General features: G+C 69.8%; 23 protein-coding genes. 14 read left to right on the top strand and 9 right to left on the bottom strand.

Features of this window, described 5'->3' with window-relative positions:
- Positions 1-14 precede the first annotated feature (14 nt).
- The 4 genes from rocF (at position 15) to AC1PK7_RS20030 (ending at position 1,820) form a co-directional block, all read left to right on the top strand.
- Positions 15-938, top strand: a complete 924-nt coding sequence (gene rocF / locus AC1PK7_RS20045; protein WP_481099275.1) for an arginase — start codon at positions 15-17, stop codon at positions 936-938.
- Positions 939-1,080: 142 nt separating this feature from the next.
- Positions 1,081-1,233 (top strand): entericidin A/B family lipoprotein, encoded by a 153-nt coding sequence (locus AC1PK7_RS20040; protein ID WP_010341023.1) that lies wholly within the window; start codon positions 1,081-1,083, stop codon positions 1,231-1,233.
- Between the two features lie 52 nt (positions 1,234-1,285).
- Positions 1,286-1,420: an entericidin A/B family lipoprotein gene (locus AC1PK7_RS20035; protein ID WP_010341024.1), complete on the top strand. Its 135-nt coding sequence runs from the start codon at positions 1,286-1,288 to the stop codon at positions 1,418-1,420.
- A 184-nt stretch (positions 1,421-1,604) separates the two neighbouring features.
- Complete coding sequence (locus AC1PK7_RS20030; protein WP_010341025.1) at positions 1,605-1,820, top strand: CsbD family protein; 216 nt, start codon at positions 1,605-1,607, stop codon at positions 1,818-1,820.
- Positions 1,821-1,889: 69 nt separating this feature from the next.
- On the opposite strand, the gene AC1PK7_RS20025 is transcribed toward AC1PK7_RS20030, so the two are convergent.
- Entirely contained in the window at positions 1,890-2,810 is a 921-nt protein-coding gene (locus AC1PK7_RS20025; protein ID WP_481099274.1) for a hypothetical protein, read from the bottom strand.
- A gap of 108 nt (positions 2,811-2,918) precedes the next feature.
- Here AC1PK7_RS20025 and AC1PK7_RS20020 point away from each other — a divergent pair, with 108 nt between their 5' ends.
- The 3 genes from AC1PK7_RS20020 (at position 2,919) to AC1PK7_RS20010 (ending at position 5,718) form a co-directional block, all read left to right on the top strand.
- On the top strand, positions 2,919-4,211 hold the full coding sequence (locus tag AC1PK7_RS20020; protein WP_481099273.1) for a tryptophan--tRNA ligase: 1,293 nt from the start codon (positions 2,919-2,921) through the stop codon (positions 4,209-4,211).
- Between the two features lie 299 nt (positions 4,212-4,510).
- Complete coding sequence (locus tag AC1PK7_RS20015) at positions 4,511-5,443, top strand: MBL fold metallo-hydrolase (RefSeq protein ID WP_481099272.1); 933 nt, start codon at positions 4,511-4,513, stop codon at positions 5,441-5,443.
- Positions 5,444-5,550: 107 nt separating this feature from the next.
- Positions 5,551-5,718, top strand: a complete 168-nt coding sequence (locus tag AC1PK7_RS20010) for a peptidase (protein ID WP_481100944.1) — start codon at positions 5,551-5,553, stop codon at positions 5,716-5,718.
- Between the two features lie 310 nt (positions 5,719-6,028).
- Here the strand turns inward: AC1PK7_RS20010 and AC1PK7_RS20005 are convergent, their stop codons facing one another.
- Both AC1PK7_RS20005 and AC1PK7_RS20000 read right to left on the bottom strand, forming a co-directional pair.
- Positions 6,029-6,631, bottom strand: a complete 603-nt coding sequence (locus AC1PK7_RS20005; protein ID WP_481099271.1) for a hypothetical protein — start codon at positions 6,629-6,631, stop codon at positions 6,029-6,031.
- A 431-nt stretch (positions 6,632-7,062) separates the two neighbouring features.
- Positions 7,063-7,473 (bottom strand): Rap1a/Tai family immunity protein, encoded by a 411-nt coding sequence (locus tag AC1PK7_RS20000; protein ID WP_481099270.1) that lies wholly within the window; start codon positions 7,471-7,473, stop codon positions 7,063-7,065.
- A gap of 122 nt (positions 7,474-7,595) precedes the next feature.
- Between AC1PK7_RS20000 and yedA the strand changes: the two genes are divergently transcribed.
- Together yedA and rarD are read left to right on the top strand one after the other, a co-directional pair.
- On the top strand, positions 7,596-8,492 hold the full coding sequence (yedA, locus tag AC1PK7_RS19995; RefSeq protein ID WP_481099269.1) for a drug/metabolite exporter YedA: 897 nt from the start codon (positions 7,596-7,598) through the stop codon (positions 8,490-8,492).
- Complete coding sequence (rarD, locus tag AC1PK7_RS19990; protein ID WP_481099268.1) at positions 8,489-9,406, top strand: EamA family transporter RarD; 918 nt, start codon at positions 8,489-8,491, stop codon at positions 9,404-9,406. Before yedA ends, rarD begins: the two co-directional genes overlap by 4 nt.
- A gap of 100 nt (positions 9,407-9,506) precedes the next feature.
- Here the strand turns inward: rarD and AC1PK7_RS19985 are convergent, their stop codons facing one another.
- The 5 genes from AC1PK7_RS19985 to AC1PK7_RS19965 all read right to left on the bottom strand — a co-directional run bounded on the left by AC1PK7_RS19985 (position 9,507) and on the right by AC1PK7_RS19965 (position 16,249).
- Positions 9,507-10,649, bottom strand: a complete 1,143-nt coding sequence (locus AC1PK7_RS19985; RefSeq protein WP_481099267.1) for an alpha/beta hydrolase — start codon at positions 10,647-10,649, stop codon at positions 9,507-9,509.
- Positions 10,650-10,799: 150 nt separating this feature from the next.
- Complete coding sequence (locus AC1PK7_RS19980) at positions 10,800-12,110, bottom strand: ABC transporter permease (RefSeq protein WP_481099266.1); 1,311 nt, start codon at positions 12,108-12,110, stop codon at positions 10,800-10,802.
- Between the two features lie 64 nt (positions 12,111-12,174).
- Complete coding sequence (locus AC1PK7_RS19975) at positions 12,175-13,332, bottom strand: ABC transporter permease (protein ID WP_481099265.1); 1,158 nt, start codon at positions 13,330-13,332, stop codon at positions 12,175-12,177.
- Positions 13,333-13,345: 13 nt separating this feature from the next.
- Positions 13,346-14,035, bottom strand: a complete 690-nt coding sequence (locus AC1PK7_RS19970) for an ABC transporter ATP-binding protein (protein WP_481099264.1) — start codon at positions 14,033-14,035, stop codon at positions 13,346-13,348.
- Positions 14,036-15,001: 966 nt separating this feature from the next.
- Complete coding sequence (locus AC1PK7_RS19965; RefSeq protein WP_481099263.1) at positions 15,002-16,249, bottom strand: efflux RND transporter periplasmic adaptor subunit; 1,248 nt, start codon at positions 16,247-16,249, stop codon at positions 15,002-15,004.
- Between the two features lie 252 nt (positions 16,250-16,501).
- Here AC1PK7_RS19965 and AC1PK7_RS19960 point away from each other — a divergent pair, with 252 nt between their 5' ends.
- From AC1PK7_RS19960 to AC1PK7_RS19940, 5 genes are all read left to right on the top strand, one after another.
- A complete protein-coding gene (locus tag AC1PK7_RS19960) occupies positions 16,502-17,404 on the top strand; it encodes an ABC transporter ATP-binding protein (protein ID WP_481099262.1) in 903 nt (300 codons plus the stop codon).
- Positions 17,401-18,186, top strand: coding sequence for an ABC transporter permease (locus AC1PK7_RS19955; protein WP_481099261.1), 786 nt, complete (start codon positions 17,401-17,403; stop codon positions 18,184-18,186). Before AC1PK7_RS19960 ends, AC1PK7_RS19955 begins: the two co-directional genes overlap by 4 nt.
- 100 nt (positions 18,187-18,286) lie before the next feature.
- Positions 18,287-19,489 (top strand): sensor histidine kinase, encoded by a 1,203-nt coding sequence (locus tag AC1PK7_RS19950; protein ID WP_010341373.1) that lies wholly within the window; start codon positions 18,287-18,289, stop codon positions 19,487-19,489.
- 52 nt (positions 19,490-19,541) lie between these two features.
- A complete protein-coding gene (locus AC1PK7_RS19945; protein WP_010341374.1) occupies positions 19,542-20,144 on the top strand; it encodes a response regulator transcription factor in 603 nt (200 codons plus the stop codon).
- 103 nt (positions 20,145-20,247) lie between these two features.
- Entirely contained in the window at positions 20,248-21,942 is a 1,695-nt protein-coding gene (locus tag AC1PK7_RS19940; RefSeq protein ID WP_481099260.1) for a diguanylate cyclase, read from the top strand.
- Positions 21,943-22,003: 61 nt separating this feature from the next.
- On the opposite strand, the gene fhuE is transcribed toward AC1PK7_RS19940, so the two are convergent.
- Positions 22,004-24,169 carry a ferric-rhodotorulic acid/ferric-coprogen receptor FhuE gene (fhuE, locus tag AC1PK7_RS19935; protein WP_481099259.1) on the bottom strand — a complete coding sequence of 722 codons (2,166 nt, stop codon included), beginning with the start codon at positions 24,167-24,169 and terminating at the stop codon, positions 22,004-22,006.
- Positions 24,170-24,241: the final 72 nt, after the last annotated feature.

The raw sequence follows: 24,241 nt of genomic DNA, 5'->3' as shown, positions 1-24,241 counted from the left end.
TGGAGCGTATGCGCATGAAGTCGTCTTTTCTGCCGGTGTCCCTGATCGGCGTTCCCACCGATATCGGCGCCGGCCATCGCGGTGCGCGGATGGGGCCGGAGGCGCTGCGCATCGCCGGCCTGCACGAGGCGCTGGCCAATCGCGGCGTGGAGGTGCGCGACGTCGGCAACATCGATGGTCCGCGCAATCCGTGGCAGGCGCCGGTCGACGGTTATCGCCATCTGGATGAGGTGGTGGCCTGGAACCACGCGCTGATGGAGGCCAGCTATGCGGAACTGCGTGAGGGCCGCATGCCGATCGTGCTTGGCGGCGACCATTGCCTGGGCATCGGCTCGATCACCGCGGTGGCGCGGCACTGCCGCGAGCAGGGCCGCAAGCTGCGCGTGCTGTGGCTGGACGCGCATTCGGACTTCAACACCAGCGAGGTCACCCCGTCGGGCAATGTGCACGGCATGCCGGTGGCCTGCCTGTGCGGGCTTGGTCCGCAGGCGCTCACCGAACTCGGCGGCAGTGCGCCGGCGCTGCGCCCGGAGCAGGTGCGGCAGATCGGCATCCGCTCGGTCGATCCCGAGGAGAAGCGGCTGATCAAGCAGCACCGCGTCGACGTGTACGACATGCGCTACATCGACGAGATGGGCATGAAGCGGACGATGGAGGCAGCGCTGGACGGGCTCGATGCCGACACCCACCTGCACGTCAGTTTCGACGTGGATTTCCTCGACCCCAGCATCGCCCCGGGCGTCGGCACCACCGTGCCGGGCGGCCCCAACTATCGCGAGGCGCAGCTGGTGATGGAAATGATCGCCGACAGCGGGCGCATGGCCTCGCTGGACATCGTGGAACTGAATCCGGTGCTGGACCACCGCAACCTGACCGCGGAACTGGCGGTGGACCTGGTGGAGAGCCTGTTCGGCAAATCGACGCTGATGCGCGACTGAGCGGTGCGGCCTCAGCCTGAATGGGTCGCCGGTTCATTCACGTGAAATCCACAGTCGTGACGGCAGATTCACCGCCAGACGGTAGCGCGGCGACGCCTATCGCCGCCCACCCCGACCACCTGCGATTGCCGAGGACGACACGATGAAGCGACTGACCACCCTGTTGATGCTGACCCTGTTCTGCGCTGGCGTGCTGACCGGCTGCAACACCGTCGCCGGCGCCGGCAAGGACATGCAGAAGGCGGGCGAGAAGGTGGAAGACAAGGCGCAGGATTGCAGCGCTGGCAAGTGCTGAGTTTCGCGCGGCCTGCGTGCCGCGTCCCATGACCAAGTAAGGAGTGAAACCTATGAAGCGTACGTTTGCGTGGATGCTGCTGGCGATGTTCTCGGTGGGCCTGCTGTCCGGCTGCAACACCGTTGCCGGTGCCGGCAAGGACGTGCAGAAGGCGGGCGAGAAGGTCGAAGACGCCGCCAAGAACTGAGCCTCGTCTCAGCTGCGAAAAACGGGTCGGCTTGCCGGCCCGTTTTTTTTGCGCGTTTGCCTGCCATGCACAACGGTTCACGATGCTCATGCATCGCTGACGCTGCATTGATCGATCCGCGACACAGGCTGCGCGATGCTGCGCGGGCGGCGTACGGCGCCGCTTACACATCACGAGAGATGCCATGAACAAAGACATCATTGCCGGCAAGTGGACCCAGCTCAAGGGCAAGATCAAGGCGCAGTGGGGCGACTTGACCGACGACGATTTCGACGTCGCCGAAGGCAATACCCAATACCTGGCCGGCAAGCTGCAGGAGCGCTACGGCTGGGCGCGCGATCGCGCCGAAAAGGAAGTGCATGCCTTCCGCGACAGCCTGGGCAAGGAATACCACGACTGAGGCGCACATCGCCGCAGCGTCGTCGACACGGGCCGCATCGCGGCCCGTGTCTTTTTGTGTCCCTGCCGATCAGCGCGCCGGCGGATCCGGTACGTAGTCGCCAGGAAACGCATCCGGCGCGATCGCCACGCGCGGCGGTGGCAGGGCGCGCGGCAGCACGCCGCGTGCGATCAGCCGCGCGCGGCTGTCGTAGCGCAACGTGGTCCGCTGCATCGGCACGTCGCTGGCGCGCTCGAACTCGGTGACGCGCGAGGGCGACCATTCGCGTGCGCCGTGGCCGGTGCCCAGACGTTGTTGCACGCGTTCGGCGGCGTTGCCCTCGCGTGCATACGCCCGTGCGTCGGCCGACGGCGCCGCCGCGAGCGGTGCGTCGGCACTGGGTTGCGGGAGGTCGGCGGCCGCTGCCGGTGCAGGCGTTGCGCTTGCGCGCGCCGGCGTCTCGGCTGCCCGCTTTGCGTCGATGTCCGCGTCGCGCACGGCATCATCGGGCCATGCGCGCGCTTCGTCGAACACCGCCATCCCGATCACGCCGACATTGCGCGGGCGTCCGGTGCGTGCCGCATAGCTGTCCTGCAGGTCGGTGAACACGAACTGCGCCACGTCCTCGGACGATTTGCGCCAACCGGCGATCTCGGTCTGTTGCCACGGCGCCAGCACATAGCCGCGCTGGTCGCTGGCCGCGGTCTGGCCACTGACCGCGTTGACGCCGTCCACCGACAGCACCACCAGCACCCGCGCGCCGGTCAGGTTGGTCAGGCGCAGCGCGTAGCGATGGCCCGGCGTGGCCGCGATCCAGCGCTCGCCGCGCCAGGCATGCGCGGGCAGCGGCGCGTCGCCTGCATCGCGATCGATCACCTGCAATTGCACCGCCGGCGCTGCTGCGGGCGGCGAAGGCCATGGGCGGAAGCCGCACAGCCCGCCGATGCACAGCACGGCGAAGGCGAGGACGGCGAGGGAACGGCGGGGCAGGGACGGAGCAGGAACGTGCATCGCGGCGACTCCAGGACGGGGACGCCGGATTGAACGCCCCACGCGCCGGAACGGGGTTGTCGCGCAGCGGGTAAACTCGCCGGGTTTTCTCCGGACCGTCCATTTCGCATGAGCACCCGCGTTCTCACCGGCATCACCACCTCCGGCACGCCGCACCTGGGCAACTACGTCGGCGCCATCCGCCCCGCGCTGCAGGCCAGCCGCCGTCCCGGCATCGAGAGTTTCTTCTTCCTGGCCGACCTGCACAGCCTGATCAAGGCGCAGGACCCGGCGCGGACCCAGCGCTCGACCCTGGAGATCGCGGCGACCTGGCTGGCCGCAGGCCTGGATCCGGCGCAGGTGTGGTTCTACCGTCAGTCGGACGTGCCGGAGACCAACGAGCTGACCTGGTTCCTGACCTGCGTCGCCGGCAAGGGCATCCTCAACCGCGCGCATGCCTACAAGGCGGCGGTGGACAAGAACCGCGCCGACGGCGAGGACGACGATGCCGGGGTCACCGCCGGCTTGTTCATGTATCCGGTGCTGATGGCCGCCGACATCCTGCTGTTCAAGGCGCAGCAGGTGCCGGTGGGCCGCGACCAGATCCAGCACATCGAGATGGCGCGCGATTTCGCGCAGCGCTTCAACCACGTCTACGGCCGCGAGCACTTCGTGCTGCCCGACGCGCTGATCGACGAGCAGGTGGCGACGCTGCCCGGGCTGGACGGGCGCAAGATGAGCAAGAGCTACGACAACACCATTCCGCTGTTCGCCCCGCGCGAGGAGCTGAAGAAGCGGGTGTTCGCCATCGTCACCGATTCGCGCGCGCCGGGCGAGCCGAAGGACACCGAGGGCTCGGCGCTGTTCCAGTTGTACCAGGCCTTCGCCAGCGCCGAGGAGACGGCCGCGTTCGCGCAGGCGTTCGCCGCCGGCATCGGCTGGGGGGAGGCCAAGCAGCAGTTGTTCGAGCGCATCGACGCCGAGATCGCGCCGATGCGGGTGCGCTACGAGGCGCTGATGGCGCGTCCGCAGGACATCGAGGCGATCCTGCGCGACAACGCGCAGCGCCTGCGCGAGCGCTATGCGATCCCGTTCCTGGCGGAGCTGCGGCACGCGGTGGGCCTGCGTGACCTGTCGGCGCAGGCCGGTGGCGCCGCGGAAACGGCGACGGCCAAGCAGGCGCTGCCGAGCTTCAAGCAGTACCGCGAGGCCGATGGGCAGTTCTACTTCAAGCTGCTCGATGGCGAGGGCGTGCTGCTGTTGCAGAGCGGCGGCTTTGCCTCGCCGCGCGATGCCGGGCAGACCATCGCTGCGCTCAAGCAGGCCGCGCAGGCGGATGCACTGCAGGCCGCGCCGGTGACGCTGGAAACGCCGGCCGAGACGGTGCTGGCGGCGCTGGCGCGCTTGCGCGAGGCGGGCTGAGCGCTCGCACGGCGGTCCTTCGTAGGAGCGGGGGCAGCCGCGACGCGTTGCCGTAGAAGCGTCGCGGCTGAAGCCGCTCCTACAGGGTCCTACACGGCATACGAGGCGTCTTGTTGCGACACCCGACGCGCGTGTGTTTGCTGGTCGCATGCAGTCGGGACTGAAGTCCCTCCCACACTGGGCGCCGGCGGTCGTCAGGGCGGTTCTGTCGTCCATTCTCCGTCCGGCCCTTGCCGGCAGCACTGGCAGCGCCCTCCATACCGCCTAGAATGGAGCCTCGCCCGCCACGCCTTTGCGCCATGCCACGCGATCCCAGCATCCATCTCGTCGATACCGGCTTCCAGCGCGCGCAGTTCGATGCCGCCTACCTGATCGTGGAGAACGGGCGCGGCGCCTTCGTCGACTGCGGCACCAGCCATGCGGTGCCGGTGCTGCTGGAGGCGCTGGCGCACGCGGGCCTGGCGCCGGGCGAGGTGGACTGGCTGATCCTCACCCACGTGCACCTGGACCATGCCGGCGGCGCCGGTGCGCTGTTGCAGCAGTTGCCGAACGCGCGCCTGCTGGTGCATCCGCGCGGCGCGCCGCACATGATCGATCCGGCGCGGCTGATCGCCGGCGCCACCGCGGTGTACGGCGAGGCGGAGATGGCGCGCAGCTACGGCAGCATTGTGCCGGTGCCGGCAGAGCGCGTGGTCGTGGCCGGGGACGGCCATCGCCTGTCGCTGGCCGGGCGCGAGCTGCTGTGCATCGACACCCCCGGGCACGCGCGCCATCACCTTTGCGTGTGGGACGCGCGCAGCCGCAGTTGGTTCAGTGGGGACACCTTCGGCCTGTCCTACCGCGAACTGGACAGCGCGCGTGGCGCGTTCGCGATCCCGACCTCGTCGCCTGTGCAGTTCGAGCCGGAGGCCATGCAGACCTCGATCCAACGCATGCTCGGCTACGCGCCGCAGACGCTGTATCTCACCCACTACGGTCCGGTGGAGGGCGCCGAAACGCTGGCGGCGGAACTGCTGGAACAGCTGGAGGCGATGGTGGCGATCGCGCGCGGTTGCGATGGCCGCTCCGATCGCCATCGTTGCCTGGTCGCGGCGCTGACCGCGCTGTATCTGGAGCGGGCGCGGCTGCATGGCTGTCCGCTGGACGATGCCGGCGTGGAGCGCGTGCTGCACATGGACATCGAGCTCAATGCGCAGGGGCTGGCCTGCTGGCTGGAGCGTCCCGCGCGCTGAACGACGCCTCGCGTGGCGCACGCGAACGCCACGCAGCGCTGTCTCGGCGCGACGCCATTCTCTACACTGTGCGGCCCGCTTGTTGCCAGGTCGTGACCGTGAACCCGATGCGCATGTTGCTGCTGTCCGCTTCCCTGTTCATGGGAGGTGCGGCACAGGCGGCCAACGATGCGCTGGCCGGCGATGCCGGAAGCGACGCCGATGCGCTGGAGCGGCATGCGCTGCCGGCGGCCTGCGATTCCTCGGAGAGCTGCGGTCCGGCGCTGCCGGGCTGAGCGGTTGGCAGGAAGACGATGCCGGAACTGCGGCACGAGGTTCCGGCGCAGCAAGTCGATTGCGCCGTCATGGCGCCTCTCGGCAAGGGCCGGCACGCACGGTTGCGCTGGTGTCGCAGCACAAGGGCATCGCCGAGAGGGCTGCAAGGTCATCCCGTAGGAGCGGCTTCAGCCGCGACGGGCGTTACCGGTAACGCCTGTCGCGGCTGAAGCCGCTCCTACGTGGGGACGACGCGATGTCCTGCGAGGCCGTAATGAGAGGTGCCGCTCACCGGCCAGACGTACGCAGGTACTGCGGGGCGGCCACCGCTCAGGCGGTGGTGTCGATCAGCCCGCCGACGATGCCCTGGTTGAGCAGATCGCCGGTCACCGTGCCGCTGAGGTCGGGATTGGACTGCAGCAGCGACGACAGCTGCGGCGTCAGGCCCTGGCTGCTGAAGACGCCAGAGGCGTTGTACAGGCCGGGGGTCGACGGCGGCGCGGTGATGGTGCCGAGCAGGCCCTGGTCGTAGGTCTGCGTGGCCTGGTCGAGGGTGGGATATGGAGAGGTGGACGTGCCGGTGCCGGTGCCGGTCGTCGACGTCGAAGGATCGGTGCTGGAGCCGGAGGTGCCGGTGGCCGAGGTGGCATCGGTCGGGCCGGCGCTGACGATGCTGTTGAACAGCCCGGCGGCGTTGTAGGTCAGGCCCGTGTCCGCCGCGGTGCTCCCGGCGAGGCCGCCGAGGCTGAGGATCACCGAGGCGTCGCCGGACAACTCCACGGCCTGTTGCACCGCCGCCGGATCGTTGCTGGACACGATCGGGTTGCCGGCCTGGGCCGAATCGCCCGAGGTGCCCGTTGCGGAGAAGCCATAGGGCGAGGTGCCATACGGATTGACGGTGCCGAGCGGCGACAGTGCGGTAGCGATGGCCATGGCGGTGCTCAGCGAGCGGGCGTATGTGCGTACAGATACGCCCGTGCGGCTGAACCGTCTCTTAGGTATTTCGCGGCGCGGTGGAGCGCAGCAGCAGGTGCCGACCGTGCTGTCATGGACGTCCGTTCATCGGTGAAGACATCAGGACAAGAACTGCTCTGCGCAGCACACTCGCTGCGCGAGGCCGATCGCGTTTCCTTGCCTGCAGCGCGACGCGGCACGGCTGCGCACAGGAGCGGCCGCCGTCGCGACTCGGCGTGCCCATGCTGGCCTGCGAGACCGGCTTGGTGGTGCTGATTGAGCGCCAGGCGCCGCTCTTGTTGCGCCGATGCCACAGTGGATGCGCGTTCGGCACCCGGCGCGGACACCGCGCCGGACGCGGCGCATCGCTGCCTCGCTGCGCCGACGCGACCTGCGGCAGTCGGGTGCCCTCAGCGTGATGCGCGGTGCGGCGTGGATTTGCAGGGATACCGTTTGGCCAGGGCCTGCACGACCAGATCGCTGGCGCGCGCGTCCAGGCGCGCGTCGGGCAGCGCGCCGAGATCGGCGACCAGGGCCTGCACATCCGGTGGGCCGGACTGGCCGGTCGGTCGGCACCATCGCGCGCCCTCGCTGCCGGCCGCGATGCCGAGCATGTACGCGGCCGCCGTGCGCGAGGACACCATGACCCGCAGTTCCTGCGGTTGCTGTAGGCCCAGGTCGGCGGCCAGCGAGCCGTCCAGCGGGGCTTCCAGCAACTGATGTCCGTTCAATTCCCAGGGTCCGGCAGGCGGGCGTGCCGCGCTGTTGCTGCCGAGCGCCGCCAGCAAGGGCAGCGCGAGCCAGGTGCGGTGTGATGTCATCCACGACTCCTTTCTCGACGAGTGGTCTGTACGCCGCGGCAGCGCGCCGCGCGCGGGTGAGAGGGCTTGCGCGCAGACCAGGTGCTCTAGAATAGCGCCCCTGCTGTCTCTGGCGCCGTCCGATGCCTTCTGCTCCTGTCGCCGCTGCGCCTGCGCGCGGCGGCTTCGTCGTTCTCGCCCTGTTCCTGGTCTACGTCGTCTGGGGCTCGACCTATCTGGCGATCCGCTTCGCCCTGGAAGGCGGCGCGCCGCCGTTGAGCGTGGTCTCCGGCACGCGCTTCGTGATCGCCGGCAGCGTGCTGTACGCGGTGCTGCGCTGGCGCGGGGTGGCCGCGCCCACCCGCGCGCAGTGGCGGCCGCTGGCCATGCTCGGCGCGCTCATGCTGGTCTGCGGCAACGGCCTGGTGGTGCTGGCCGAGCGGCAGGTGTCCTCGGGGCTGGCGGCGGTGGCGGTGGCCTCAGTGCCGCTGTGGATGGCGCTGTTCGGCACGCTGCGCGGCCACCACGCCAGCCGCGGCGAATGGCTGGGCATCGTGGTCGGCTTCGCCGGGGTGGTGTGGCTCAATGCCGGCAGCAGTCTCACTGCCAGCCCGCTGGGCCTGGTGCTGCTGTTGATCGCGCCCGTCGGCTGGGCGTTCGGTTCGGTGTGGTCGCGCGGGCGCGACCTGCCGATGCCGTTCATGGCGGCTGCCGGGCAGATGCTGTGCGGCGGGGTGATGCTGGTGGCGATCGGCCTGCTCAGCGGCGAACGCCTGCACACCCTGCCGAGCGCGCAGGGCGTGCTGGCGGTGGCCTACCTGTGCGTGTTCGGCTCGATCGTCGCCTTCACCGCCTACGTGTGGCTGCTGCAACACGTGCGCCCGGCGCTGGCCGGCAGCTATGCCTACGTCAATCCGGTGATCGCGGTGGCTCTGGGCAGCTGGCTCGGCAGCGAACGCTTCAGCGCCAGCGATGTCGGTGCGATGGCAGTGATCCTGGCCGGCGTGGTGGTGATCACCGTGGCGAGGACCCGGCGATGACCGCGGCCGCCGAGCAGGAGGCCCGGCGCGGCCTGTGGATCACCGCGGCGACCTTCGCGCTGTGGGGCGTGGTGCCGGTGTACTGGCACCTGCTGCAGGCGGTGCCGTCGCCGCACATCATCGCCCACCGCATCGTCTGGAGCACGCTGCTGGTGGTGGCCTGGCTGGTGTACAGCGCGCGCCTGCAGTGGTGGCGGCGCATCGCCGCGCAGCCGCGCGCGCTGGCCACGCTGGCGCTGAGCAGCCTGGCGATCGCCTTCAACTGGGGCCTGTACATCTGGGCGGTCAATGCCGGCCACGTGATCGAGACCAGCCTCGGCTACTTCATCAACCCGCTGGTCAACGTGCTGCTCGGCGTACTGGTGCTGCATGAGCGGCTGCGCCCGCTGCAGTGGCTGGCGGTGGCCTGCGCCGCGCTGGGCGTGGCCTGGCTGACCGTCGACGCCGGCACGCTGCCGTGGATCGCGCTGGGCCTGGCCGGCTCGTTCGGGCTGTACGGCCTGCTGCGCAAGCTGGTGCAGGTGGATGCGGTGGCAGGGCTGGGCGTGGAAAGCCTGTATCTGTTCCTGCCGGCGCTGGGCTTCGTGCTGTGGGGCGAGGCCGGCCACGGCGGCGGCTTCGTCGGCGGCTGGGGCTGGCGCAACGACCTGCTGCTGGTGTTCGGCGGCGTGGTCACCGCGGTGCCGCTGATCGGCTTCGCCTACGGCGTGCGGCGCATCCCGCTGTCGCTGGTGGGGCTGCTGCAGTACATCGCGCCGAGCCTGCAGTTGCTGCTGGGCGTGTGGTTCTTCCGCGAGCCGTTCGACGCGGGCAAGGCGATCGGCTTTGCCGCCATCTGGATCGGCTTGCTGTTGTTCGCCGGCGAAAGTCTTTGGCGGTCCGGCGTGTGGCGGCGAGCGGGGATTGGGGAGTAGGGATTCGGGATTGGCAAAAGCCGGCGCCGTTCCCTGAAAGTGGCAGGTCGCCAGCGCAGCCGCTGTTACGAATCCCTAATCCCGACTCCCGAATCCCCGCTCACCCCCGGCTACCGCTCGTCGCCGGTTCACCCGTCAGCTGCAGCTCGGGATCCGCACGCGGTGGCAGCGGCTGCGGGCAGCGGCCGCCGGGGCTCGGCGACTGCAGGTCGGCGAACCAGTCCTCCACGGTCGGCGCCAGCAGGTCCAGCCGCATCGGCAGGCTCAGGTGGTTCTCGCCGGGCATCTCCAGGTAGTGCGCGCGCGGGGCGTCCAGCGCCAGCAGGCGGCCGTGCGCCACCGGGATGTGCTGGTCGGCACTGCCGTGCAGCAGCAGCACGCAGGCCGGTGCGGCGCGCGCGGCGGCGGTGACGTCGACCTGGTCCAGGTTCAGCGCCAGGCGCTGGTTGGCGTTGGCGATCACCGCATCCAGGTTCTGCCCGCCGTAGCGCCAGCGCGCCAGGTCCATCGCCGCGCTGGCCATCCAGCCGCGCGGGCGGCTGGCGAGCATGTGCGGGATCATGTCGCGGATGCCGCGGCCGGCGTTGGCGAAGGATTCCATCGCGACCACGCCGTCGACCTCGTCGCCGAGCTTCTGCGCGGCGAACAGCGCGGTGGCCGCGCCGTAGGACACGCCGAACAGGTACACCGGGCCCTGCACCTCGCCGCTGGCGCGCAGGGCACGGATCACCGCGACCACGTCGTCGGACTCGCGGGTGCCGTAGCCGGCCGGGCCGCCGCCGGAGCGACCGTGGTTGCGCAGGTCGATGCTGATGCTGCGGTAGCCGGCCTGGGCCAGGTCCAGCGACCACGGCAACAGCGAATCGCCGTCCATCATCCAGCCGTGCAGCAGCACCACGGTGCCGCGCGGGGCCATGTGCGTGGTCGGCGCCGGGGTGCCCACGTCCATGGCGAAGTCGGCGTGCTCGTGGCCGCTGGCATCGCGGCCGGCATGCTCGTAGCGGTAGCGCATGTGGTAGTCGCCCGGGTCGATGGCACGCCAGAAGATCGGGATGCCGCCGGGCACCACCACGTGGCCGCTGCGGTTGGGCAGGGTCGCCAGCAGGCTCTGGATGCGCTCCTCGTCCATCAGCGGCGACACGCCGCCCGGCGCGACCAGGCGGTCGCTCAGCGAGGTGGAGGAGCAGGCGCTCAGCCACAGGCTGGCGCAGAGGACGAGCAGCAGGCGCAGGCGCGAGGACATGGACGTGGCGGCGTGGAACCAAATGGCCGCGCAGGCTAGCGCCTCGGCGGCGGCCGTTCTACCGCGTTTCGATGACGAAACGATGACGCGTCAGCGGCCATTGGGCCGGGCCGGGACAGGGGTCCCGGCCCGGCGCGTTCAGCCCTGGCGCTACAGCGCGCGCAGGGCGGTGGTGATCGGCAGGCGCGCGGCACGCAGCGCCGGGAACAGGCCGCCGACCAGGCCGATGCCCAGCGCCCACTTCAACCCGGTCCACAGCAGCGGCGGGGACACCTTGAACTGGAACACCACCTGGCTGAAGTTGCTGCCCAGGGTGGAGACGCTGTAGCCGTTGAAGATCGCCCAGGCGATCAGCCCGCCGAGCACGCCGCCGAGCAGCGCCAGCAGCATGGTCTCCAGCATCACCGCCACCACCACCGGCAGCCCGCGGAAGCCCAGCGCACGCATGGTGGCGATCTCGCGGGCGCGGGTGGCGACCGCCGCGTACATGGTGTTGAGCGCGCCGAACACCGCACCGATCGCCATGATGGTGCCGATGAAGGTGCCCAGGACCTCCAGCACCTTGCTGAGGTTGCCGCCTTGCTTGCGGTAGTACTCGCGGGTGGTGAACACGTCCAGCTTCAGCCGCGGGTCGGCGTCCATCGCCGCCTTGAACTGGCGGAAGCCGTCCTGGCCCTGGGTGCGCACGCTGATCGACTGGTAGGCGCTGCGGTTGTAGGTGGTGGCCAGGGTCTGGGTGTCGGTCCACAGTTCCGAGTCGTGCGCATCGCCGCTGGCGAACACGCCGACCACGGTCCAGGCCTGGTTGCCCAGGGTCAGGGTCTGGCCGAGCTGCAGGCCGCGGAACTGCGACTGCGCGCCCTTGCCGACCACGATCTCGCGCAGGCCGGGGGTGAAGCGACGGCCCTGCAGGAGCTTGACCTTGTCGTGCACCGCCCAGCCCTGCTCGCCGACGCCGCGGAACTGCGCGTTGACGTCGCTGCCGTCGGACTTGGACTGCAGGTTCACCACCTGCGACAGTTCCGGCGAGACCAGCGGGCGGTTGTCGGCGCCGCGCGCCACGCCGGCCAGGCTGGCGATCAGCGGCACCTGGTCGCGGGTGATGACCGAGTTGGTCTCGGCCTGCGAGCCGCCGCGCAGCACGATGGCGGTGGTGTCGTCGCCGGTGCTGTCCAGGGTCGCCTGGAAGCCCTGGCCCATCGCCAGCATCGCCACCAGCACCCCGACCACGCCGGCGATGCCGACCACGATCACCGAACTGGCGCCCCAGCGTTGCGGCAGGCTGGCGATGCCGATGCGCGCGGCCGCCAGCGACAGCCGGCCGCTGCGGGTGACCAGCAGCAGCACGGCGAGCACCGCCACCAGCGCCAGGACCAGGAACCAGGGCAGGGCGATCCAGAGTCCCAGGCCGAGCGCCAGCGCCGCGATCGCCAGGACATTCCATAACCATTGCATCTTCATTGCGTTGTTCCTCGGGTCTGCGTCGCCGTCCGTGGCATCGATGTGCTGGAGAGAAGGGGCGGGCTCAACGCCCGGCGAGGGCGTCGACGATCTTCAGCCGCTGGGCGCGCAGCGCCGGCAGCAGGCCGACCACCACGCCGATGACCAGCATCAGCGCCCCGCCGATCAGCCAGGTCTGCGCCGGCACCGCGTGCACCGGCAGCGCGCCGCGGCTGGCGCTGCCCAGCACCGGGATCGCCACCGACGCCAGCGCCATGCCGAGCAGGCCGCCGAGCACGATCAGCAATACCGACTCCACGATCACCAGGGCCAGCACCGTGCGGTCCTGGAAGCCCAGGGTCTTGAGCGTGGCCAGTTCCGGGATGCGCTCGCGCACCGCCTGCGCCATGGTGTTGCCGGTCAGCAGCACCAGGGTGAAGAACACCGCGCCCATGATCGAGGTGACGATCAGGCCGATGTCCGCGAACTGCTTGACGAAGGCCTGCTGGAACGCCGACTCGGTCTGCGACTTGGTCTCGTGGTCGGAGTTGGCCGACAGCGCATCGATCGCCTGCGCCACGCGCGAGGCGTGCTCGGGGTTGTCCAGCCGCACCGTGTACCAACTGACCTTGCCCTTGATGTAGTCGTTGCTCTCGTCGAAGTACTTCCAGTTCATCATCAACTGGTTCTCGGCCTGCACGTTGGCGCGGTCCTTGGCCTTGAAAATCGCCTTCAGCTCCAGCGGCCAGTCGTTGCTGCCCCCACGCGGGAAGATGGTGGCCTGCAGCGGGATCACGTCGCCGACCTTCCAGCCGTGCTTCTTCGCCAGCGCTTCGCCCACCGCCGCACCGGTGCGGGTGTCGCGGAAGGCCTTGAGCTGCTCCGGCGGCACCACGTATTCGCTGTACACGTCGAAGAAGTTCGGCGCGACCGAGAAGTTGGGGAAGAAGTCCTTGGGATCCTTGTAGATGCCGCCGAACCACATCGCATAGGTCACGTCGCGCACGCCCGGCACGCTGCGGATCTGCGACTCCAGGCGCACCGGCAGCGACTGGGTGATCGACAGCCGCGAGGCCACCACCAGGCGGTTGACCCCTTCCACCGAGCCACCGGCGGTGAACGCCACGCGCACCGAGTCGAGCAGGCCGAACAGCAGGAAGGCGACAATCACCGAGAACAGGGTCAGCAGTGTCCGCGTCTTGCTGCGGAACAGTTGCGCCCAGATCAACGAGAAATACTTCATGGCATCGCCTCGCTCAGTGCGCGACCGGCGCGTCGGCCAGCTCGCCCTTGTCCAGGTGCACGGTATGGGTGGCGTACTCGGCGGCCTTGGGGTCGTGGGTGACCATGACGATGGTCTTGCCGTGGCTGCGGTTGAGTTCCTGCAGCAGGCCCAGCACGTCCTCGGCCGAGCGCCGGTCGAGGTCGCCGGTGGGTTCGTCGCAGATCAGGAAGGTGGGGTCGGAGACGATGGCGCGGGCGATGGCCACGCGCTGCTGCTGGCCGCCGGACAGTTCGCTGGGCTTGTGGTTGCGGCGCTCGGCCAGGCCGACCAGGGTCAGCGCGATCTCGGCATTGCGCTTGCGCTGGGCGGCGCCGAGCGAGGTCAGCAGCAGCGGCAGTTCGACGTTCTTCTGCGCGGTGAGCATCGGCATCAGGTTGTAGAACTGGAACACGAAGCCGACATGGTGGCTGCGCCAGGTGGCGAGCTGGCCGCCGCTCATGCGGTCGATGCGCTGGCCTTCGATCTCGATCTCGCCACCGCTGGGCGAATCCAGCCCGCCGATCAGGTTGAGCAGGGTGGTCTTGCCGGAGCCGGACGGGCCCATCAGGGCGACGAAGTCGCCGCGGGCGATATCCAGGTCGATGCCGTGCAGGACCTGGACTTTCTCGGGGCCGCGCTGGTAGGTCTTGGTGACGTTGCGCAGGGTGACGAGGGTGGACATGGTGGTGTTCCTGGCGGTGGACGAGGTGGAGGCGATGTGGTCGCCGCTGGCGGCGATGTAATTACCGTTGCTTTTGCTTTTTCTGTTGTTGCTGTTGCTGTTGCAAGTGCAGCTGCAGTGGTTGTGCTTTTGCTGTTGTTTCTGCCGTTGCGGTTGTTTTTGCTTTTGACTTGCCGGGTTCCCTTCCGAAGCGGCGGCCAGCGCGGGGAAAAACCCCGAAGGGGCGGCGTACATGGATGTACGCCGTCCGCGGCAGGGGCAGGATGCCCCTTCCGCGGATCCCCGGGCTGGACGCGGACCCGGAGCGCGTTAGCGCGGAGGGCGCGTAGGCAGGGTGTGCTTTCTTTTGGTTACTTTTCTTTGCACAAGCAAAGAAAAGTAACTCGCCGCAAGGCGAAAGCTTTGCTCTTGCACTTGCTGCTACGGTGACGGCCGCTGGATTGTAGGAGCGGCTTCAGCCGCGACAGCCATGACCAATTACGTTTGTTGCGGCTAACGCCGCTCCTACAGATCTTCTCGTTTGATACTCAAGCTTGAAGCAACAGCAAAGGCTTTCGCCCTTGCGGGCGAGTTACTTTTCTTTGCTCGCGCAAAGAAAAGGTAACCAAAAGAAAGCGCGCCCTGCCTTGCGCCCTCCGCGCTGCGCGCTCCGGGTCCGCGGATGCACCGGGGATTCGCGGAAGGGGCATCCTGCCCCTGCCGCGAACGGCGCACATCCATGTGCGCCGCCCTTCGGGTTTTTCCCCGGTCCATCCGCCGCTGCGGAAGGGAACCCGGTAGAGCAAAAATCAAGAGCAACAGCTACAAAGCAACAGCAACAGCAGGAGCGTCACTCGGGGAAGGAATGCAACAGCAACTGCATAAACTTGAGCTAGAGCGTTGTGGCTGCGGTGGAGCGCCGTTGGAAAGTGACCACTTCAGGTGCAACCTCGGGTGCTGACGCAGTGCGCAGCACACGATCGCGTACTACTGCGCGGCGGCCTCCGCCGTCTTCACCTGCATACCCGCATGCAAGGCCTCCGGCGGATCCAGCACCACCGTGTCGCCTGCGGCCAAGCCGGACAGCACCTGGCGGTCGTCGCCCAGGGCGAGGCCGGTCTTCAGCGCGCGCTGCTCGATCGTGTTGTCGTCCTTCACCGCGAACGCCACGTCCTGGCCCTCGCGTTTGACGATCGCCGCGCTCGGCACCCGCACGCCCTGCGGCGTGTGCTGCGCCTGCGGCTGCGGTGCCTCCAGGAAGCTGACCCGTACGCCCATCTCCGGCACGATCCGCGCGTCCTTCTGCTTCAGCGCCACGCGCACCTTCACCGTCGCCTTGCCGCGGTCGGCGGAGGGAATGATCGCGATCACCTCGGCCGGGATCTTCCAGTCCGGGTACGCGTTGAGCACCGCTTCCACCGGCATGCCCGGCTTGACCCGGCCGATGTAGGACTCGCCCACCTCGACCTCGATCTCCAGCGAATCCATGTCGACGATGGTGCCGATGCCGGTGCGGGTGAAGCCGCCGCCGGCCGACAGCGGCGAGACGATCTCGCCCGGCTGCGCCGCCTTGGCGGTGACCACGCCGGAGAACGGCGCACGCACGATGGTGTTGTCGACGTTGAGATCGGAGATCGACAACTGGTTGCCGGCCACCGCCACGTTGCGCTGCGCGTTCTGCAACTGCGCGCGCAGGGCGTCGCGTTGCGCCACCGCCTGCTCGTACTGCGACCGCGAGACCAGTTGCTGGCCGGCCAGGGTCTGCAGCCGCTGCGCGTCGGCATCGGCCTGGCGCACCTGCGCCTGCATGTTGGCGACCAGGCTGCGCGCCGCGTCCAGTTGCGAGGCCGACAGCACCCGCTGCGCATTGGCGTCGATCGGATCCAGCGTTGCCATCACCTGGCCTTCCTCCACGCGCATGCCTTCCTCGATGCGCACCTCGCGGACCTTGCCGGTGATCTTGGCCGACACCGTGGCCATGCGCCGCGCCACCACGTAGCCACTGGCGTCCAGCACCGAGGCGCTGCTGCTGCCGGGGGCGATCGCCACCACCGCCGCGGTACGCACCTCCAGCGGCTTGCTGCGGCCGAACAGCCACCAGCCGCCGGCGCCCAGGGCGAGCAGCACCACCAGCAGTACCAAAGCGATCCACAGCCCGCGCCGCGACGGCGGCTCGCTTGGCGGCGCCTTGCGGTCGATACGGAGTTCCTTGAGCAGGTCGGAGGAAGTACTCATCGTGTCCTTGAACGAAACGGTCGGCGCGCTGCAGTGTGCGAGCCACCGGCCGCCGTGGGCATGGCCGGAAGTCACTTTCTGCGGTGCGCTGCAACGGGAAGAAACGCCGCCCCTCGGCGTGGATCGCAGCATGCGGCAATCGTGCCGGGGCTGCCAGTGACAGATGTCATCCGATGCAGTTGACGCGCCGCACTGGGACGCGTCGCCGCCACGGCGCAGCCTAGGCACTCCCTGCCACCACTGGAATTGTCCATGCCTGACCATGATGCGTTGCCGCTGGCGCAGCTCAGCGGTGTCCACAAGCGCTATGGGGCGCTGGTCGCGCTCGACGGCGTCGACCTGCAGTTGCACCGCGGCCAGTTGCTGGCACTGCTGGGCGCCAACGGTGCCGGCAAGAGCACCGCGGTGAGCCTGCTGCTCGGGCTGCAGACGCCCGACGTCGGCAGCGTGCGCCTGTGCGGGCAGGATCCGCAGGCGCTGGCCGCACGCCGCCAGGCCGGTGCGATGCTGCAGACCGCAGGGCTGCCGGAGACGCTGCGTGTGGGCGAACTGCTGCTGCAGGCGCGTGGCTACTACCCGCAGCCGCGCAGCGTCGCCGATTGCGTGGCGCTGGCCGGGTTGGACGGGTTGATGGCACGCCGCTACGGCCAACTGTCCGGCGGCCAGCAGCGGCGCGTGCAGTTCGCGATGGCGATCTGCGGGCGGCCGCGGGTGCTGTTCCTGGACGAGCCCAGCACCGGCCTGGACATCGAGGCGCGGCAGGGCCTGTGGCGGGCGATCCGCGAACTGGTCGCGGACGGCTGCGCGGTGCTGCTGACCACGCACTATCTGGAAGAAGCCGAGGCGCTGGCCGACCGGGTGGCGGTGCTGCAGCGCGGCACGCTGATCGCTGAGGGCAGTGTCGCCGAGCTGCGTGCGCGCTTCGAACAATGCACCATCCGCTGCCGCAGCGCGCTGCCGGCGGCGCAGGTGGCGCTGTGGCCGCAGGTGCGACACGCCGAGAGCCGCGATGGTGTGCTGGAGGTGGTCGCCGAGCCGGCCGAGCCGGTGGTGGCGCGCCTGCTCGCCAGCGATCCGGCGCTGGGCGCGCTGGAAGTCCGCCGCGCCGGCCTGGCCGACGCCTTTCTCGCCATCACCCGTGCGGAGGCCGCATGAACCCGATCGATCTGTCCGTTGTCCCGCCGGCGGCCGCCTGGTCGTTGCGCGACCAGGGCGCGCTGCTGCTGCGCGAGATCCGCTACGAGGTGCTGCGCTGGCTGCGCACGCCGTCGTTCGCCTTGCCCACGTTGCTGTTCCCGCCGCTGTTCTACCTGCTGTTCGGGGTGCTGCTCAATCATGGGCGCCACGATGCGGCGGTGTACCTGATGGCCAGCTACAGCGTGTTCGGGGTGACGGCGCCGGCGCTGTTCGGGTTCGGCGTGGGCCTGGCCCTGGACCGCGAGCGCGGCCTGCTGGCGCTGAAGCGGGCGATGCCGGTGCCGCCGATGGCGCTGCTGCTGGCACGGACCGCGCTGGCGATGGCGTTCGCGCTGGCGATCGGGGTGCTGCTGCAGGCGCTGGCCGCGTTGCTGGGCGGGGTGATGCTGACGCCGGGCCAGCGGCTCTGGCTGCTGCTGGTCGACGTGCTGGGCACGCTGCCGTTCTGTGCGATCGGGCTGGCGCTGGGCGCCTATGCCGGCGGCAGCGGTGCGCCGGCGCTGGTCAACCTGATCTACCTGCCGATGGCGTTCCTGTCCGGGCTGTGGATCCCGCTGCAGCTGCTGCCGGCGTGGCTGACCACGCTGGCGCCGCTGTGGCCGTCCTATCACCTGGGCCAGTTGGCGCTGCGCGTGGTCGGCCAGGCCGATGGCCGCAGCAGTGTCGGCCATGTCGCCGCGCTGCTGGCGGTGACGGTGGTGTTCTACGCACTGGCGCAGCGGCGCCTGCGTCGCGGCTGATGGCGCGCCATCCCGATCCCGGCGCCGTCGCGCGGTTCCGCGTGCCGGCGCCTTCGCTAAGCTATGCGCCGCGGCGGCCGTGCCGCCCTGGGAGCCCGACGTGATCGCCTTGCTGCACGCCTCGCCCGACTCGCTGATCGCCCGCCGCATCGGCTGGAGCTCGGCCAAGTCCAGCACCCACTGGTTCGTGTGGCTGTCGCTGGTGTGGTCGATCTGGCTGTTCGTCACTCCGCTGTACGAGCCGTACTACTTCCGCAACTGGTTCCCGCCGACGCTGGCCAGCTACCTGGTGTTTCTGGCCCTGTACTACGTGGCCTATTACCTCCACCGGCGCTACCTGCCCTGGTGCGTGGCGGGCATGGCGGCGCTGGCGTTCGTGCTGTTGCCGTACAACCCCGGCGCGCAGTGCTACATCATCTATGCCTGCGCCTTCCTGGCGTTCTGCCTGTCGCCGGTGCGGGCGGTGGCGGCGATGCTGCTGGTGCTGGCCCTGTTCGCGCTGGCCTGGACGCTGCGCGGCTGGTCGCCGCTGTACATGGTCAGCGCGGTGGTGGTCGGCCTGTCGGTAGGGCTGATGAACATCAGCTTCGAGCGCCGTGCGCGCGGCGAGGCGCAACTGCGCCTGAGCCACGAGGAAGTGCGGCGCCTGGCGGCGGTGGCCGAGCGCGAGCGCATCGGCCGCGACCTGCACGACCTGCTCGGCCATACCCTGTCGCTGGTGGCGCTGAAGTCGGACCTGGCCACGCGCCTGCTCGCCCACGACGCCGCCGCGGCGCAGCGCGAGATGGAGGAAGTGGGCCAGGTCGCGCGCGAGGCGCTGGGCCAGGTGCGGCGCGCGGTCAGCGGTATCCGCGCCGCGCAGCTGGCCGCGGAGATCGCCGCCGCCAAGCTGCTGCTGGAATCGTCGGGGGTGAGCTTCCGCTATCAGGTCGAGGCCTTGCCGCCATGCCCGCAGCTGGAGACGGTGTTCGCGCTGGTACTGCGCGAGGCCGCTACCAATATCCAGCGCCATGCCCGTGCCAGCCACGCGCAGTTGCGGCTGTGGTGCGAGCGCGGCCAGGCCCTGCTGGAACTGCGCGACGACGGCCGCGGCGGCGCGCTGCAGCCGGGCACCGGGCTGAGCAGCATGCGCGAGCGGCTGGAGGCGGTAGGCGGCAGCCTGCGCATCGCCTCCGAGCGCGGCCTGGGCACCTGCCTGGTCGCCGCCGCGCCGTTGCCCCGGATCGAGGCGACCGTGGTGCCGGAACCCGCAGCGGCACCGCGGGTGCCCGCGCCGGCGGACCAGGACGCCGCGCTGGGCTGAGCGCCGGCCCGGCCCGGGCACTACAATGGGCCGACAAGGACCGGGGGGTGCCGTGATTCGTTTAGTGCTGGCGGAGGACCAGGCGATGGTGCGCGGTGCGCTGGGCGCACTGCTGGGCCTGGAAGCGGATCTGGACGTGGTCGCCAGCGCGGCCGACGGCGAGGCCGCGTGGCGCGCGCTGCAGGCGCATTCCCCCGACCTGCTGGTCACCGATATCGAGATGCCCGGCCTCAGCGGGCTGGAGCTGGCCCAGCGCATCCAGCGGCAGCAACTGCCGGTGCGCGTCATCATCGTCACCACCTTCGCCCGTCCCGGCTTCCTGCGGCGCGCGCTGGATGCCGGGGTCGGCGGCTACCTGCTCAAGGACGCACCGCCACAGCGGCTGATCGACGCGATCCGCCAGGTGCACCGCGGCGGCCGCGCGATCGATCCGGAACTGGCACTGGAAGCGTGGTCCGAAGCCGACCCGCTCAACGACCGCGAGCGCCAGGTGCTGCGCCTGGCCGGCGAGGGCGCCTCGGCCGGCGACATCGCCACGCAGCTGGGGCTGTCGTCGGGCACGGTGCGCAATTACCTGTCCGAGGCGATCGGCAAGCTCGGGGTCGGCAACCGCATCGAGGCGGCGCGGCTGGCGCGGCAGAAGGGCTGGCTGTGACGCGACGCGCCAAGTGGCCTGGAATTTGCATGGTTCCCTGCGCTTGACTGCGCAGCGCAGTTGGTGGCGCGCGCGGCCTTCCTCCCTTCCCCTCGTCGACGCCATGCCCTCCACCACGATCAACCGCTATGGCGTGCCGCTGGCCCTGCTGCTGCTGTTGGGCATCAGCGGCGGCGTGCTGGTGGGCAGCGAGCGCTTCCTCGACGATGCCGCCGAGGTGCAACGCAGCCACCAGGTGATTGCCGGCATCAACGGCCTGCAGCTCAACCTCGCCGACTGCGATGCCTCCCTGCGCGGCTTCCTGCTGCTGGGCAGCCACGAGCATCTGGCCGACTTCCGCGGCTGCCAGCAAACGCTGCCGGCGCGGCTGGAGCAACTGGCCGCGCTGGTACGGCACGACCCGGCCCAGCAGCAGCGCCTGCGCCTGGTCCAGGCGCAGGTGCAGACGCGCATGCACGACAGCGCGCGGGCGGTGACCCGTTTCGAGCGCGGCGGCGGCCCGGGCATGCTCAGGCCGGACCCGGAGCGCGCGCGCCAGGGCCGCGTGCTGGCGCAGGCGATCCGACGCAACACCGACAGCATGGTGCGCAGCGAGCGCGCGGCGCTGGCCAGCAATGCCCGCTCCACCGCCGCCAATGCCGATCTGCTGCGCCGGCTGGCGGTGGTCGGCATTCCCGCCGTCTGCGCGATGACGCTGTGCCTGTACCTGCTGCTGCGCCGCGAGATCGGCCGGCGCAGTCAGGCCGAGTTGCGTGGCCACCATGCCAATGCGCTGCTGGTGGGCACCGTGCAGCAGATGCAGCGCACCGAACAGGATCTGCGCACGCTCAACCGCTGCAGCCGCGGGCTGCAGAGTTGCGTGCAGCAGGACGAGGCGGTGGAGGTCGCGCGGCAGGCGCTGGAACGCCTGCTCGGCGACGCCGGCTGCAGCGTGTACTGCACCGATGCGGCAGGCGAGCAGGCCGTCTGCGTGGCGCATTGGGGCGAAGAGGCGCTGTGCATGCCGGCGCTGTCGCTGAGCGGCTGCGAAGGTCTGCGCAGCCGCGCCACCCAGATCCAGCGGCCCGGCGCGGCGCCGGCCTGCGTCCACGCCGCCGGCGCGGCGCGGCATGGCACCTGCGTGCCGATGGTGGTGCAGGGCGAGCCGCTGGGGCTGATCCATCTGTCCAGCCGCGATCCGACCCTGCTCGAGCGCCTGCCCCTGGTCGAGGTGGTGGCCGAACAGCTGGCGATGGCGCTGCACAACCTGCAGTTGCGCCAGCGCCTGCGCACGCAGTCGATCCGCGATCCGTTGACCGGGCTGTACAACCGCCGCTACCTGGAAGAATCGCTGGTGCGCGAACTGGCGCGCTGCGAGCGGCGCGAGCAGCCGCTGGCGCTGATGATGCTGGACCTGGACCACTTCAAGGCGCTCAACGACCGCCTTGGCCATGCCGGCGGCGATGCCTTGCTGGCGGCATTCGGCCAGTTGCTGGCCGGGCTGGTGCGGCCGGAGGACATCGCCTGCCGCTACGGCGGCGAGGAATTCACGGTGATCCTGCCCGGCGCCGCCGCCGACGTGGCGCAGCGCCGCGCCGAGCAGATCCGCGCCGCGGTGGCGGCGCTGCAGGTGCAGCACCAGGGCCAGGCGCTGCCGCCGGTGACCGTGTCGATCGGCGTGGCCGCCTATCCGGACCACGGCCGCAGCACCGAAGAACTGCTGCGCTGCGCCGATGCGGCGCTGTACCGTGGCAAGCGCGGCGGCCGTAACCGCGTCGCCGCCGCTGACGACGTGCCGCTGCGCATCGTCGAGGCCTGAGGCGCCTGTCTCCCTCCCACGCATGCCGCGTCGCGGCATGCGTGCGGCGTGGACTGCCGGTTCAGAACGACCAGCTGAAGCTCAGCGTGCCGTTGCGCGGTTCGCCCCAGGCGCCGTAGCCGTAGATCTGCGCGTAGTAGCGCTTGTCCAGCAGGTTGTTGAGGTTGAGCTGCACTGTGAACGCCGGCGACAGGCGGTAGCGCGCGAAGGCGCTGACCAGCGCGTAGCCGCTCTGCGCGAAGCGGCCGTAAGTGGCATCGACGTAGTAGATGCGGTTCTGCCAGTTGACGCCGCCACCGACGGTCAACTCGCTCAGGCGGCGCGGGGTGTAGCTGCTGTAGAGCTTGAGCGTGGTCTGCGGCAGCTGGCTGTTGATGTCGGCGCCGGCCGCATCCTTGGCGACGTAGCGGGAGGCACCGAAGGTGGCGTTCCAGCCCGGCGCCAGCTCACCGTTCAATTCGAACTCCACGCCGCGGCTGACCGTGCCCTGCGCGGCGACGTAGGCGGTTTCGGTGGTGCCTTGCACGAACCCACTGGTGGCCTGGGCGACGTTGTCCTGGTCGATGCGGAACACCGACAGCGCGGCGTTGAGGCGGTCGTCGAACCAGGCGCCCTTGACCCCGACCTCGTAGCTCTTGCCGATCACCGGGTCCAGGTAGGCGCCGCTGGCAGTGCGCGCGGTCTGCGGCTGGAAGATGTCGGTGTAGCTGGCGTAGACCGACCAGACGTCGTCGAGCGTGTACACCAGGCCGGCATAGGGCGTGGTCTTCTCCTGGTGCAGCACGTAGCCCACCTCGCTCTCGCTGCCGTCCACCCTCCAGTCGGTGTAGCGCGCGCCCAGGATCAGCTTCAGCGGATCGGCCAGCGACAGCCGCGCCGCCGCATAGCCGGCCTTCTGGGTGACGGTGCCGCGGCTGAACTCGCTGAGCGGCGACCACGCCGGCTCCGGATAGGCGCCGGTCCAGCCGAGATAACTCGGCAGCGGGCCGGGAAAGTCGAAGGCGCCCGTGTTCACGTAGCGGCGGCGGTTGTAGCTCAGCCCGGCCATCAATTCGTGCTCGCGCCCGGCCAACTGGAACGGGCCTTCGGCGTAGGCGTCCAGGCCGTCGACCTTGCGCCCGGTGATGTAGTAACCCGAGTACGGCACCACGCCGGCGCCGGTCTGCCGGTCGAAGCCATAGATCGTGTAGTACGGGTAGAACAGCTTGTCGGTGACGTCGGTCTGGTCGTGGGTGGCGTTGAGCCTGAGCTGCCAGCCGTTGCCGAAGGCGTGCTGCAGGGTGGCGAAGGCGCGCTTGCTGGTGGTGTCCCAGAACGTCCAGTCCGCCGCCGGGTTGAACCAGCGCGGGTAGTCGGTGCGGCTGCCGTCGGCGTACCACAGCGGGAAACCGCCCCAGGTGACGCCGTCGGACTGCTTGTTCTGGTAGTCGTAGCCCACGCTCAGCTGCGTGTCCGGCGTCAGGTCGGCATCGATCACCGCATAGCCCAGCGACTTGCGCTGGCTGTAGCGCTGCACGTACGAATCGGTGTCCAGGTAGCTGCCGATCACCCGGGCGCGCACCGTGCCGCTGGCGTTGAGCGGGGTGGTGACGTCGACCGTGGAGCGGGTGCGGCCCCAACTGCCGGCGCTGACCGTGACGCTGCCGGTCAGTTCGGCGCTGTCGGCGTGCTTGCGGATCAGGTTGACCGAGGCCGAAGGATTACCGGCGCCGGTGAGCAGGCCGGTGGCGCCGCGCACCACTTCCACACGGTCGTACAGTGCCAGGTCCAGCGCCGAATCGCCGTAGCTCCAGTTCTGCACCATCGTGGTGGGGATGCCGTCGAACTGGTAGTTGTCGATGTAGAAGCCGCGCGCGTAGAACTCGAAGCGCTCGCTGTCCGAGCGCGTGCTGGACACGCCGGTGGTGTTCTGCAGCACGTCGATGATGTCGTCCAGGCCCTGATCCTCGATGCGCTGGTGGCTGATGATGCTCACCGACTGCGGGATCTCCCGCGGCGCCAGTTCGAAGCGGGTACCGGCGCTGGTCTTGCGCACGCTGTAGCCCTCGGCGCGCTCGCCCTTGACGCTGATCTTGTCGAGGGTGGTGACGTCGCGTTCTGCATCGTCCGCGCCGTCGGCGGCGGTCGCGGCCGGTGTCGCGGCGAACGCCGGCACGGCGGCCAACAGGCAGGCCACGGCCAGGGCCGAACGGCGCGGTAAACGACAGGCGGGGGCAATACGGGACATCGCGGACTCCAAGGCAGCAGGCAGGGCCATCGCCGGCGCGGATGCGGTGCCGGACGACGATCGAGGGTGAGC

The sequence above is a fragment of the Xanthomonas sp. NCPPB 3174 genome (assembly GCF_056725205.1).
This window is presented reverse-complemented; position numbering and strand designations above follow the sequence as displayed.

Bases quoted from the DNA above. Each gene is read 5' to 3' on its own strand.
- rocF (WP_481099275.1), top strand. From the start codon at position 15: ATGAAGTCGTCTTTTCTGCCGGTGTCCCTGATCGGCGTTCCCACCGAT.
- AC1PK7_RS20040 (WP_010341023.1), top strand. From the start codon at position 1,081: ATGAAGCGACTGACCACCCTGTTGATGCTGACCCTGTTCTGCGCTGGC.
- AC1PK7_RS20035 (WP_010341024.1), top strand. From the start codon at position 1,286: ATGAAGCGTACGTTTGCGTGGATGCTGCTGGCGATGTTCTCGGTGGGC.
- AC1PK7_RS20030 (WP_010341025.1), top strand. From the start codon at position 1,605: ATGAACAAAGACATCATTGCCGGCAAGTGGACCCAGCTCAAGGGCAAG.
- AC1PK7_RS20025 (WP_481099274.1), bottom strand. From the start codon at position 2,810: ATGCACGTTCCTGCTCCGTCCCTGCCCCGCCGTTCCCTCGCCGTCCTC.
- AC1PK7_RS20020 (WP_481099273.1), top strand. From the start codon at position 2,919: ATGAGCACCCGCGTTCTCACCGGCATCACCACCTCCGGCACGCCGCAC.
- AC1PK7_RS20015 (WP_481099272.1), top strand. From the start codon at position 4,511: ATGCCACGCGATCCCAGCATCCATCTCGTCGATACCGGCTTCCAGCGC.
- AC1PK7_RS20010 (WP_481100944.1), top strand. From the start codon at position 5,551: ATGCGCATGTTGCTGCTGTCCGCTTCCCTGTTCATGGGAGGTGCGGCA.
- AC1PK7_RS20005 (WP_481099271.1), bottom strand. From the start codon at position 6,631: ATGGCCATCGCTACCGCACTGTCGCCGCTCGGCACCGTCAATCCGTAT.
- AC1PK7_RS20000 (WP_481099270.1), bottom strand. From the start codon at position 7,473: ATGACATCACACCGCACCTGGCTCGCGCTGCCCTTGCTGGCGGCGCTC.
- yedA (WP_481099269.1), top strand. From the start codon at position 7,596: ATGCCTTCTGCTCCTGTCGCCGCTGCGCCTGCGCGCGGCGGCTTCGTC.
- rarD (WP_481099268.1), top strand. From the start codon at position 8,489: ATGACCGCGGCCGCCGAGCAGGAGGCCCGGCGCGGCCTGTGGATCACC.
- AC1PK7_RS19985 (WP_481099267.1), bottom strand. From the start codon at position 10,649: ATGTCCTCGCGCCTGCGCCTGCTGCTCGTCCTCTGCGCCAGCCTGTGG.
- AC1PK7_RS19980 (WP_481099266.1), bottom strand. From the start codon at position 12,110: ATGAAGATGCAATGGTTATGGAATGTCCTGGCGATCGCGGCGCTGGCG.
- AC1PK7_RS19975 (WP_481099265.1), bottom strand. From the start codon at position 13,332: ATGAAGTATTTCTCGTTGATCTGGGCGCAACTGTTCCGCAGCAAGACG.
- AC1PK7_RS19970 (WP_481099264.1), bottom strand. From the start codon at position 14,035: ATGTCCACCCTCGTCACCCTGCGCAACGTCACCAAGACCTACCAGCGC.
- AC1PK7_RS19965 (WP_481099263.1), bottom strand. From the start codon at position 16,249: ATGAGTACTTCCTCCGACCTGCTCAAGGAACTCCGTATCGACCGCAAG.
- AC1PK7_RS19960 (WP_481099262.1), top strand. From the start codon at position 16,502: ATGCCTGACCATGATGCGTTGCCGCTGGCGCAGCTCAGCGGTGTCCAC.
- AC1PK7_RS19955 (WP_481099261.1), top strand. From the start codon at position 17,401: ATGAACCCGATCGATCTGTCCGTTGTCCCGCCGGCGGCCGCCTGGTCG.
- AC1PK7_RS19940 (WP_481099260.1), top strand. From the start codon at position 20,248: ATGCCCTCCACCACGATCAACCGCTATGGCGTGCCGCTGGCCCTGCTG.
- fhuE (WP_481099259.1), bottom strand. From the start codon at position 24,169: ATGTCCCGTATTGCCCCCGCCTGTCGTTTACCGCGCCGTTCGGCCCTG.